This window comes from Lactobacillus amylolyticus, assembly GCF_003999355.1.
Classification (GTDB): domain Bacteria; phylum Bacillota; class Bacilli; order Lactobacillales; family Lactobacillaceae; genus Lactobacillus; species Lactobacillus amylolyticus.
In genome coordinates this window covers 916,880-927,927 of sequence record NZ_CP031835.1, presented here as the reverse complement: position 1 = coordinate 927,927, position 11,048 = coordinate 916,880, and the positions used below count along the sequence as shown (strand labels likewise).

The 11,048-nt window shown below is 37.6% G+C and carries 11 protein-coding genes, 1 tRNA gene and 2 pseudogenes; 10 read left to right on the top strand and 4 right to left on the bottom strand.

Annotated elements, in window-relative coordinates:
- Position 1 precedes the first annotated feature (1 nt).
- From D0Z64_RS04745 to whiA, 4 genes are all read left to right on the top strand, one after another.
- A complete protein-coding gene (locus D0Z64_RS04745) occupies positions 2 to 541 on the top strand; it encodes an HdeD family acid-resistance protein (RefSeq protein ID WP_080881552.1) in 540 nt (179 codons plus the stop codon).
- Between the two features lie 102 nt (positions 542 to 643).
- On the top strand, positions 644 to 1,519 hold the full coding sequence (rapZ, locus tag D0Z64_RS04740) for an RNase adapter RapZ (protein ID WP_006351850.1): 876 nt from the start codon (positions 644 to 646) through the stop codon (positions 1,517 to 1,519).
- Between the two features lie 9 nt (positions 1,520 to 1,528).
- A complete protein-coding gene (locus D0Z64_RS04735; protein WP_080881551.1) occupies positions 1,529 to 2,572 on the top strand; it encodes a gluconeogenesis factor YvcK family protein in 1,044 nt (347 codons plus the stop codon).
- Positions 2,565 to 3,500 (top strand): DNA-binding protein WhiA, encoded by a 936-nt coding sequence (gene whiA, locus D0Z64_RS04730; RefSeq protein WP_080881896.1) that lies wholly within the window; start codon positions 2,565 to 2,567, stop codon positions 3,498 to 3,500. Before D0Z64_RS04735 ends, whiA begins: the two co-directional genes overlap by 8 nt.
- Positions 3,501 to 3,551: 51 nt before the next feature.
- Here whiA and clpP read toward each other — a convergent pair whose 3' ends face one another.
- The gene (clpP, locus tag D0Z64_RS04725; RefSeq protein WP_006351847.1) at positions 3,552 to 4,139 is read right to left on the bottom strand and encodes an ATP-dependent Clp endopeptidase proteolytic subunit ClpP; all 588 of its coding nucleotides are present in this window, start codon (positions 4,137 to 4,139) and stop codon (positions 3,552 to 3,554) included.
- A 165-nt stretch (positions 4,140 to 4,304) separates the two neighbouring features.
- Here clpP and D0Z64_RS04720 point away from each other — a divergent pair, with 165 nt between their 5' ends.
- On the top strand, positions 4,305 to 5,900 hold the full coding sequence (locus D0Z64_RS04720; protein ID WP_080881550.1) for a GW dipeptide domain-containing protein: 1,596 nt from the start codon (positions 4,305 to 4,307) through the stop codon (positions 5,898 to 5,900).
- 32 nt (positions 5,901 to 5,932) lie between these two features.
- On the opposite strand, the gene D0Z64_RS04715 is transcribed toward D0Z64_RS04720, so the two are convergent.
- Both D0Z64_RS04715 and D0Z64_RS04710 read right to left on the bottom strand, forming a co-directional pair.
- Positions 5,933 to 6,379, bottom strand: a complete 447-nt coding sequence (locus D0Z64_RS04715) for a Fur family transcriptional regulator (protein WP_241244166.1) — start codon at positions 6,377 to 6,379, stop codon at positions 5,933 to 5,935.
- A gap of 94 nt (positions 6,380 to 6,473) precedes the next feature.
- A complete protein-coding gene (locus tag D0Z64_RS04710; RefSeq protein WP_080881548.1) occupies positions 6,474 to 7,913 on the bottom strand; it encodes an APC family permease in 1,440 nt (479 codons plus the stop codon).
- A gap of 188 nt (positions 7,914 to 8,101) precedes the next feature.
- On the opposite strand from D0Z64_RS04710, the pseudogene D0Z64_RS04705 reads away from it, so the two are divergent.
- The 5 genes and pseudogenes from D0Z64_RS04705 to D0Z64_RS04690 all read left to right on the top strand — a co-directional run.
- Positions 8,102 to 8,322, top strand: a pseudogene (locus D0Z64_RS04705) (hypothetical protein); the annotation flags it as partial.
- A 264-nt stretch (positions 8,323 to 8,586) separates the two neighbouring features.
- Positions 8,587 to 8,935: pseudogene (locus D0Z64_RS08530) on the top strand (GtrA family protein).
- A gap of 404 nt (positions 8,936 to 9,339) precedes the next feature.
- On the top strand, positions 9,340 to 9,501 hold the full coding sequence (locus D0Z64_RS08335) for a hypothetical protein (RefSeq protein WP_155860197.1): 162 nt from the start codon (positions 9,340 to 9,342) through the stop codon (positions 9,499 to 9,501).
- A 25-nt stretch (positions 9,502 to 9,526) separates the two neighbouring features.
- Complete coding sequence (locus D0Z64_RS04695; RefSeq protein WP_080881546.1) at positions 9,527 to 9,757, top strand: hypothetical protein; 231 nt, start codon at positions 9,527 to 9,529, stop codon at positions 9,755 to 9,757.
- A complete protein-coding gene (locus D0Z64_RS04690; protein WP_006352185.1) occupies positions 9,757 to 10,686 on the top strand; it encodes a glycosyltransferase family 2 protein in 930 nt (309 codons plus the stop codon). The genes D0Z64_RS04695 and D0Z64_RS04690 overlap by 1 nt, the downstream gene beginning before the upstream one ends.
- Positions 10,687 to 10,737: 51 nt before the next feature.
- On the opposite strand, the gene D0Z64_RS04685 is transcribed toward D0Z64_RS04690, so the two are convergent.
- Positions 10,738 to 10,809: transfer RNA gene (locus tag D0Z64_RS04685), tRNA-Arg, on the bottom strand.
- Positions 10,810 to 11,048: the final 239 nt, after the last annotated feature.

Sequence of the window (11,048 nt, the reverse complement as noted above, 5' to 3'; positions counted from 1 at the left end):
CATGGATAGTTTTTCTAGAGATAATAATCGTGGCTTCGACTGGGGTGCATTTATTGCCGGTATTTTGATGGTCGTAGTTGCATTTTTGCTTATTCGTAACCCTGAAAAAGGTTTGCATGCCTTTGTTTTAGTATTCGGGATTGTTTCAATTTTACAAGGTCTTGTTTGGCTGGCTGGCTACTCACGCTTCCGTCAATTCTTCTCACGCAGCTGGGTAACTTTAGTCTCAGGTATTCTTGATATCGTCGTGGGTATTTTATTCTTATGTTCATACGATATCGGCGGCTTAACAATTGCCTACCTGTTTTCTATTTGGTTCTTCGTTGATTCAATTGTCGGAATCAGTTTTTCATGGCACTTGAAGGACTTTTCAACAGGCTACTTCATTTTCAACTTAATTATGAACATTTTAAGTTTGATTATCGCTGTTGTCTTAATTTTGAATCCAGTTTTAGCTGCTCTTAGCTTGATCTGGTTGGTTGCGTTTTGGCTTTTGGTATTCGGTATTAACGAAATTATAACTGCTTGGATGCACCGTTAATTTAAAGAAATAACAAAAGGAGCCGAGAGGCTCTTTTTGTTATTGAAAAGATTTAAAAGAAACACCCGGCATGCTATAATTAATTGGATAGGAGAAAGCACTATGGCTGATGAGAAAAAACAATTATTAATTGTGACCGGGATGAGTGGGGCCGGAAAAACGGTTGCTGCCCATGCCCTTGAAGATATGGGATATTTTGTCGTCGATAATTTGCCACCGACTTTGCTGGGCAGTTTTTGGGATTTGATTATCAATTCCAATGATTTCAAAAAAGTTGCTGTTGTAATCGACCTGCGTGTTAAGGATTTTTACAATGATTTGCTTAATGAAGTCAATTCCCTGGAAGATAACGGCAATGTGCAAGCAACGATTGTCTTTCTAGATTGCTCCGATGATACTCTGGTAGCAAGATATAAAGAAACAAGACGGCTTCCACCTTTAGCCACCAATGGCCGCCTTCTTGATGGAATTCAAGAAGAAAGACGAATTTTGACGCCAATCAAGAATAGATCAAATTACATTATTGATACGTCCAAAATTTCTACTAAAGAATTAAAACAGAAGCTTTTGAGTGAATTTAGCGATCGCAAACGTCAGCCATTCTCTATTGAAGTTATGTCATTTGGTTTCAAATATGGGATGCCGATTGATGCTGATATTGTGATGGATGTCAGGTTCTTGCCAAATCCATTCTATATTCCTGAATTAAGACCATTTACGGGTCTTGATAAGCGCGTATTTGATTACGTCATGAATAAGGAAGAAACACAGGCCTTTTATAAAAAGCTGCTTGATTTGCTGAATACTGCGATTCCGGGCTATATTAAAGAAGGCAAGGAAAAGCTGACAATTGCAATCGGCTGTACTGGTGGCCAGCACCGCAGCGTTTCGATTGCTCAACAATTGGCCCGCGATTTAGCTAAAAAGTATCCTGTTGATATTACTCACCGTGAAGTAAGTCGTTATCTAAGAAAGTAGGTGGCATAAGTGTCATATGCAGAAAACAGAATCATTAGAGTTATTAAAGGCAGACGGCCACGTGTTGTAGTTATTGGCGGTGGTACAGGCTTGCCAGTTATTCTCAATGCTCTAAAAGATCAAAATGCTGAAATCACCGCGATTGTCACTGTATCAGATGATGGTGGCTCTTCAGGTACGATCCGCAACTTTATTAACGTTGTTCCACCTGGTGATATTAGAAACGTTTTGGTTTCTTTAAGTGATATTTCTCAAGAAGAAAAGGATGTTTTCCAGTATCGATTTGATTCATCGGATTCATTCTTCTCAGGTCATGCTATCGGTAATTTGATTATTGCTGCTTTGAATGAGATGTATGGAAATATCTTCGATGCTGTTCAAAGTTTATCAAAGATGATGCATGTCGATGGGCACGTTTTCCCGGCTTCGAATGAACCGTTGACTTTAAATGCGGAATTTGTTGACGGGACTAAAGAATCTGGTGAAACGGAAATTACTTCAAAAGATAAAAGAATCAAAAGAGTTTGGGTAACTGACACCGATGATGATGAACAGCCAACGGCGGTGCTACCTGTTTTAGCAGCTATTATGCAGGCTGATGCCGTTGTACTTGGCCCAGGAAGCTTATTTACTTCGATTTTGCCTAACTTGATGATTTCAAACTTAGGTCAAGCAGTTCGCGAAACCAAAGCTGAAGTAATTTATATTTGCAACATTATGACTCAGCGTGGTGAAACTGATCACTTTAGTGATGCCGACCACGTACGCGTTATTAATGAGCATTTGGGCGGACATTATATCAATACGGCATTGGTTAATGGCGCTAAAATCGATATGAGCAAATTCCACCCAGAAGATTATGATGAATACCTTGAACCTGTAAGAAATGATTTTAAAGGTTTAAGAGAACAAGAATGCCGAGTAATTACGGACGACTTTATTGATCAGCGCCATGGGTTGGTCTTCCATGACGGACATAAGGTTGGTAAAGAAATTATCAATTTAGCTTTCGAAGCGATGTCAAGAAAGCGTATGGATGAAGATAATGGCTAGTTATGCTAGCGATGTGAAAAAAGAGCTAACTTCTTTGGAGGTGCATCCGGAACACGCTAAAGCCGAGTTAGCTGCTTTTTTGCGAATGAACGGGGTTTTAAATCTTCACGATCACCAATTTAGTCTAGATATTACAACTGAAAATCCAGCCATTGCTAGAAGAGTTTTTACTTTAATTAAAGTTGCTTTTGGTGTTGAGCCGCTATTGATCGTTTCCCGTAAGATGAAATTAAAGAAGAATAATCAATATCTGGTTCGGCTGCAGCAAAAAGTAAACGATATTTTGGGAGCATTGCAGATTTGGGATCCAGAAAAGGGCTTGATTACCCGTGTACCCGAACGAATTATGAATTCCCATGAAGGAGCAATGTCTTATTTGCGAGGTGCCTTTTTGGCCGGTGGCAGCGTAAACAATCCGGAAACCAGTCGTTATCATTTGGAAATTTATTCTACTTATGAAGACCATAACGAAGATCTGGCTAAGCTGATGAATAAGTATTTTTACTTAAATGCAAAGACAACCAAGCGGCGCAGTGGCTACATTGTTTATTTAAAGGAAGCTGAAAAGATCGGAGACTTTTTGCATATTGTTGGGGCATTGAATGCAATGCTGTCTTTTGAAGATTTGAGAATTATGCGTGATATGCGCAATTCAGTTAATCGATTGGTAAATTGCGATACCGCTAATTTGAAAAAAACAGCAACAGCAGCTGCAAAGCAGGTAGAAGATATTCAACTGATCGATGAGAAAAAGGGCATTAATATCCTTCCTGAAAAGTTGCAGAATTTGGCTAGATTCCGTTTAACACATCCAGAACTTTCCTTAAAAGAGGTAGCTGAACAAGTACCGGATGGCCCAATTTCAAAATCAGGCGTTAACCATCGCTTTAAACGTTTGCATGAAATTGCTGATAATTTAAGAGACTAAAAAAGACGAAGGAAATTTTTCCTTCGTCTTTTGCTTTAACTAGCAGAACTATTACTTCTTCTTCTTGTTGACCATAATCTCATCGATCAAGCCATATTCCTTAGCTTCTTCAGCAGTTAAGTAGTTGTCACGTTCGGTATCCTTTTGAATCTTGTCCAAAGGTTGACCAGTAGTTTCGTGCAAAATTTTGTTGATCTTCTTACGGCTCTTCAAAATTTCATTAGCTGCGATTTGAATATCAGTCTGTTGACCTTGAGCACCACCCAATGGTTGGTGAATCAAAACAGTAGAGTTAGGTAAAGCAAAACGCTTGCCTTTAGTACCGCTGGTCAAAAGGATTGAAGCCATTGAAGCAGCCAGCCCAATTGCAATTGTTGAAACATCCGACTTAATAAAGTTCATTGTATCCATAATTGCAAGACCAGAAGTGATAACACCACCTGGAGAATTGATGTAAAGTGAAATATCTTTTGTATTGTCTTGTGCGTCAAGAAATAATAATTGGGCGATAATTGAATTAGCCATTTGGTCATTGATTTCGCCATGAAGCATAATAATTCTGTCTTTTAATAGGCGTGAGTAAATGTCATAAGCACGTTCACCACGCGCAGTTTGCTCAATAACTGTAGGTACAAGCATATATTTGCCTCCTCAAAAATCATTAGCACTCTTTCAAGTACAGTGCTAATTAAATCACTTATGCACATGACTGTCAAACAAAGCGTATTGATTTTGTATTTTTTATTTCAGCACTTTTATATTACAATAGCATTATCTGAGTATTTAGGTAATGGAGGAAACAATTTGAACTATAAGAAATTTTTAGCCGTAGGTTCAGTTGCGTTGTTTGGCGTTGGCTTATTTGGTTTTGCCAATGGTGTAAATGCTGCTTCTACTGATGAAGCCACTATTAGCAAAAAAACAGATACGACCAAAAAGGCCGCTCAAACAGTAACTAGTTATCAATTAATGACCAAGGTTGCCGGTAGCAAAAACTACACGGTGTGGAAAAATGTTCGTAACGGTAAGGTTTCTACCAAAGTGGCAGACGCAATTAATTTCCGTTATAACCACATTCAATCAAACCAAAGTATTAAAACCAGCAAGTATACTTATTGGTTGATTTATGTCGATGGTCGTCGTGTAGGTTGGGTAAACCAACGTTACTTTGCTCGAAACAAGATTTCTGTTCCTAAGACAGTTTCTTTGGTAAACAATCCAAATTATAGTTTCAATACTAGAGACGCAATTAGCTATGCAACCGATAGCACTGGTACTGTTGTTGACAATACTGAAGTAACAGTTTCAAAAGATACCATTGATTGTGGTACTGCTGGTACTACCAAAGTTACATATTCTTATGGATCAGGTTCAGCAACTTCAACTGTAACAGTTAGAAAGACTACTTCTGAAGGTATTGCTGATGCTGATAAGGTTACAGCTAAGACAGGTACCAACAAGTTACCCAGTTGGGTTAGCCACTATGGTGCATCTTTGAACTACTTAAGTCCAACAGATTTCACCGCAGAAACTAAGACCCACAGCTGGACCAGTGATGATATGACTTTAACTACTAGATTATATCAACCCGTCTTCTTAAGCGTTAAGACTGATACTACTCGTGATGGTAATATCAACCGTGTAGGTCATATTCCAGAAGGGGTTACTGTTTCAGATGGCTGGGCATACACTAGTTTATTAAGTCACATCAACTTGACTTCTGGTCACGTCGTTGGCTACAACTTGAACAAACTTGTAAATCCATACAACCCACAATATTTATTAACCATGTCACAAAGCAAATTTAATACTTACGTTAAGAACATTAAGGTAAGTCCATATGTTCCAATTGGCCACGGTCAATCAATGGGTTCAAGTTCTAAGTATGTTTACTTATTGGCTAATGACAATACTAAAGTTGGCTCCGCTGCTTCTGAAGAAATCATTCAACTTAACAAGACTGATTTAACTATCCACAAGATCTGGACCATTAAATGCTGGAATGGCAGCAGCGCATCACCACGCTACTTCAAGAATGCCGTTATCGTTAATGATTACTTGATGTATGGCCTTTACTACGATTCAACTAAAGATCGTTATGAATACTGGAGATTTGACCGTACCGGTGATAACTGGAACCCAACTATTGTTGGTGCAACCAGTAGCACTTTTGTAGGCAATAACGAACCAGTTCAAGGCTTTACTTATGATTCTACTAACAATAACTTCTACATTGCTTTTAACGATTTGATCGTTCGTTTAGGCACTGATGGTACTATCAAGAAGTCATACACATTTACTACTGGACGTGAAATTGAAGGCATCTCAGTCAGCGACAACAAGTTATACGCTAACTTGGCTCAACGTGCTGAATTGCTTGAAAGCAATAGTCTCAAGTAAGACAAATAAAAACAGCTAAAGCAATCTTGGCTTTAGCTGTTTTTTTGTGCTTTCTTTTCTAATTTTTGACATTCTGGACACAGACCGTAGATTTCCAGGTGACCGGAAAAGGCATTAAATCCGGTTTGTTTCTCAGCCTCAACTCGCATTTTATTTTCAATCTGATAAAAATTTGGGTAAAAAACATCAGAAATTTTGCCGCAATTTTTACAAATGATATGAAAATGGGGCTTCATGAAAAAGTCATAGTGAGTCGAATTATCACCATTTTTAATTTCAATTATAATGCCAACACTGATCAGAGTGTTTAAAGTATTATATATCGTTGCCTTGTTAAGCTGCTGATTATGGGCCAGATCGGTATATATTGTATCCACAGTAGGATGATTGTGATGTTCCATCAGATATTCCAGTATCTTTTGTCTAGGCCTAGTGGCCTTTAAATGATGATTATGAAGAATATCTTTAGCACTAGTCAATTTTCTCACCTCATATTTCTAAGCTTAGTTTAGCATTAAAAAAATAAAACCGCCCGAAAAGGGACGGTTTTATTTATAATTATTCTAAATATGATTAACTTAATTTGGCGTCTTGATGCTTTTTGATAGCAGGCAAGATAATACCCAAAGCGATCAAGATAATTGGCGTAATGATATTTAAGAACAAGGTAAATGGATCTGGTGAGTAAATTCCCATGATACAGCAGGCTGCAGTAACAAAGAAACACCAAATTCCAGCTGTGTAGGCTAAGCCTTGATGCTTAGTCATCTGATAAGTAGTGTTTTTAGCAAATTTTTGTTGTTTCTTTCTTAACGCAATGTAGGCTGCAAATACCCAAAGGTAACGCATTGGCATTGTAGTTGAGTTCAATTTAACCAGTTGAGCCATAACTGCTTGAGCATTTGGAAGCAAAGCTTGGGCTACGATTAAGCCACCAGAAAGGATGATAACCATCCAGATACCATTGATATATGCACCATGTTTGTTAAGTTTCAACAAGCGCTTAGGAATATACTCTTTTGCTTCCTTGCTTCCCAAAAGCATTCTAAGTGGCGCATCGATACTGATTACCAAAGTAGAGAACTGACCAATAACGTTGCACCAAGAATAGATGTACATGAATAAGCCGCCAACATGGTAGTATTGTCCCAATTTATCAAAGGCCATATATGCGCCGTTAGAAATGTATTCGTTCAAGTTGTTGTTAACAACTTTAGGATCAAACATCAAAGCCATAGCAAATGTTCCTAAAATAGCGGATACCATAACCATAATCGCTAAGGCCATCATTGCCTTAGGGAAGTTCTTTGATGGATTTTTAACCTTATTTACATAAGGAGAAATCTTTTCACAGCCACCAACCCCGAATACCAAGATGGATAGTGAGGTTAGGTATTTAGCATTGAAAGTTGGCATCAAATTCTTCCAATTCCAGTTAATGCTGTAATAAGAAGCATGTGGATTAAGTGCAGGAGCTGCAAACATCATGATGATGAATAGAATTGACATGATAAACATTGAAGTTCCGGCAACTGTGGCTAAACCTTTAAGAACAGGAATACCACGACTGGCAACCCAGCAGAAGAATAAGAAGACAGCTAAGGTGGCTAATTGTGTGGTAAAGGTTGGCAAGGCATCATACCAATTAGTATTGCCAAAAATGCCCCAAGCCATGGCTCTCAAACCACCGGTACCTTTACTTGAAATATAAACAACGTGACAAGCCCAATAGGTCCAACCTGCATAGTAGGCCCATTTGGCACCCATTGTGGCGTTAACCCATGAGGAAACACCACCTTCGGAGTTTTTAAAAGTAGCACCAAGTTCACCAACCATTAGTGCATAAGGAACAAAATAAAGCAGGAACATGACGATCCAGCTGAAAATAACTCTTGTTCCGTCGAAGTAGACATAACCATTAACAACGTTACCAAAGCCCCAGACAGTTGAGAAGGCCATCATTGCTAAGGTAGTCCACATCATTTTTTTTGGATTATTTTCCGTTTCTACCATAAATATCTCCTATATCTAAAAACAATTGTGAACTTTTTATATTATACTCTACATATATATAAAATACTTCTGCATTAATATTCTTCTAATAAAAAACTAGTAATTAATAAACGAAACTAAAATACTAGAGTATTAGTTTCTTTTGTTTTGGAGGAATATGAATAAAAAGTAAATGGAAATTTGCTGCCATAGCAGCAGGTATTTTGTTAACAAGTTCATAAGTTCAGTAGGTATCGCAAGCAATGAAACAGTTTCTGCTAAAAGCTACAGCAAAGCTGTGACTAAAATTGCAGGTACAGGCAACTATACAATTTATCATCGCGTAACTAAAAATGGTCCATCTGGGAAATTTACTTCCACTAAATATTTTAAGAATGGCCAAATTCAATCTAAGAAATACATTTCTACCATTGATTTAGTCAGTGGATCAAGCTATTCATTCCCAACTAGAGACGCAATTAACTTCAGGTACTGCAAATTAGTTTTTTTAATTAAATGATCTTTCCTATTTGGGACAGCTTTTTTGTTTCCATATTTAAAATGCATAAAAAAGTTTTGCTTTTTAAATGTAATGCAAATTTTGACTAAAATACGTTATCATAAATACTAACGTAAAAACTAACAAGAATAGCAAGTAGGATATAGTGATGAGAAACAACAAGTTGCTTCACTAATAAGAAGTGAAAGCTTTATTGAACTAATTAAATATGGCTTGATTGGAGTTTTTAGGCTTGGTCGTTGATTTCGGCATATATTGGCTATTAGCGATTTGTCTAAAAAATCAATCCTGAACTGGCAAATTTTATTTCTTCAAGTTGCGGCTTAATCAATAATTTTTTCTGGAACTTTATACCAACTTCAAAGTGAATGATCATATGTGGCGGCGGTTTGTTGAATACTAGCTAGTAGGACAAATCACGACACTGTTTACAACAGCATGCATCTTCATTTTTGTAACGCTGTTAGGTCAAAACGCATTAGTGGTAAAGATCGTCTCAACCATATTCTTTCTACTTGTTTAATCAATTGGCAGGCTCTGAGCAAAGCAAATGCCATTTTTAAAATCGTATTTGCAATTTCCGCATCGACTTTTAATCATTGCCTATTCGTTATTAGGATTGGGAATTGCTTTAAGCTTGACGGAATTAAGCAAATATCGGGCTTGGTAGAAGGTCGCTTACGCCGGTCTTGCTTTTGTAATTTTTGAAAATTTTGGTGCAAATTATTCCCGGATCATTCAGCATACAGCTCTTAATCAGAGCCGGGTTTATACGGTAAAAAACGCAAAGTCTGGCGAGAATAGTCAAGCTTTGCACGCCAGCCATTATAATTATGTCCAAGGTCTCAAAAATAAATATCGAACCTTCGGCGTCAGCAATACTGAGCATGGTCAAGTCTTCGTTCAAACGGCCGCGCGTGGCTTGATTTGATCATCAAAGTAAATCCAGATTATCTGCCGACATACCATGGCAAAATATCTGCTAAAAAGGTTGATAATGCTTATGTGCGTGAGATTGTCGAGCTGGATTTGAGCGGCAAGTTTCATTATCAAGTGTTGAGTGGCGGTGTCTTGCAGCTCAAATGGTAAAATAAAAAAAGCAGGCAAGATAAAATTGCCAGTAGTGCTTTATAAACAATCTGAACTAACTGTAAATGGTAAAAAAATCAAAACGCAATTAAGCAGAATCGGCAGTTCGATTATTACACAGAAAGCTGGCGAAAATGTTGCTACATTGCACTTCAAGACGCCAATTTGGTTTTTGCTTTTATTATGTCTAAGCATTCTAGCTTGGTTAAGTTTATTGGCTTTTGGTATTTTTAAGTATATAAAGAAGGCAAATTAATGAAGAAGTTATCAATTGTTGTTCCTTGCTATGAAGAAGAAGAAACTGTTCCGCTGTTTTATCCGGCAGTTGAAAAGGTTGTCAAAAAGATGCCGGTGGAAATTGAGTATATTTTCGTCAATGATGGTTCAACAGATAATACTTTAAATGAATTGCGCAAGCTGCATAAAGCACATCCGGAAGAAGTTCATTATTTGTCCTTTTCGCGCAATTTTGGCAAAGAAGCAGCCTTATATGCTGGTCTTAAAAATGCTACTGGCGATTATATCGTTGACATGGACGTCGATTTGCAGGATCCGCCAGAGTTCTTGCCTAAAATGTATAAGCTTTTGGAGTCAGGAGAATGGGACTGTATTGGAACAAGAAGGGTAGATCGAACTGGTGAGGCCAAGATTAAGTCTTTCTTGAGCGATCAATTTTATAAGTTTATTAATCGTATTTCTAATACCCAGATTGTTTCCGGTGCGCGTGATTATCGAATGATGACGAGACAGGTGGTTGATGCTGTGTTAGAAATGCGTGAATATAGTCGTTTTTCTAAAGGAATTTTTTCTTGGGTCGGATTTAGAATAAAATATCTTGATTATCATAATGTCGAAAGAGTGGCCGGTACAAGTGATTGGAGCGCATGGAAATTATTCAAATATGCTTCAGATGGAATTGCCGACTTCTCGCTTGCTCCCTTAAATATTGCGGTCTGGATTGGCAGTTTTGCTTCATTAGTGTCGATCATTGGCTTTATAGCTGTTATCATTCGTCATGCTTTCAATCCAGATGCTGCAGTATTAGGCTGGGCATCACTGGTAAGCAGTATTTTATTAATTGGTGGCTTACAATTATTGTGCATTGGTATTATTGGAAGATATATTGGCAAAATCTTCTTGCAGGTTAAAGAACGACCAATTTACATTGTGCAGGAGAAAAAATAGTCAAAAACAAAAAGCTCATAATCGCGGTTGTACGATTATGAGCTTTTTTGATGGGTCCCCTGGGAGTCGAACCCAGATTTCAAGAACCGGAATCTTACGTGCGATCCATTACACTAAGGACCCGAATACACAAACATTATTATATCAAAATATCAGTCTAAATAAAAACCTTTTTACTTAAGTTAGTGTATTTTTAAAATCAGTGAGTTTTTTCTTGAATTGTAAAAAATTCATTGTTATACTAACAGTGTCGATGGGAAATGTAAGAGTGATTAATAAATCGTGACTCCGCGTTTCTCTTATATTTTTAAGCAATCTGGGACACTAAGTGTCACATTAATGGACGAAAGGTGTCCCATGGG

Coding starts and splice junctions, on each gene's coding strand:
- D0Z64_RS04745 (WP_080881552.1), top strand. CDS start 2: ATGGATAGTTTTTCTAGAGATAATAATCGTGGCTTCGACTGGGGTGCA.
- rapZ (WP_006351850.1), top strand. CDS start 644: ATGGCTGATGAGAAAAAACAATTATTAATTGTGACCGGGATGAGTGGG.
- whiA (WP_080881896.1), top strand. CDS start 2,565: ATGGCTAGTTATGCTAGCGATGTGAAAAAAGAGCTAACTTCTTTGGAG.
- clpP (WP_006351847.1), bottom strand. CDS start 4,139: ATGCTTGTACCTACAGTTATTGAGCAAACTGCGCGTGGTGAACGTGCT.
- D0Z64_RS04710 (WP_080881548.1), bottom strand. CDS start 7,913: ATGGTAGAAACGGAAAATAATCCAAAAAAAATGATGTGGACTACCTTA.
- D0Z64_RS04690 (WP_006352185.1), top strand. CDS start 9,757: ATGAAGAAGTTATCAATTGTTGTTCCTTGCTATGAAGAAGAAGAAACT.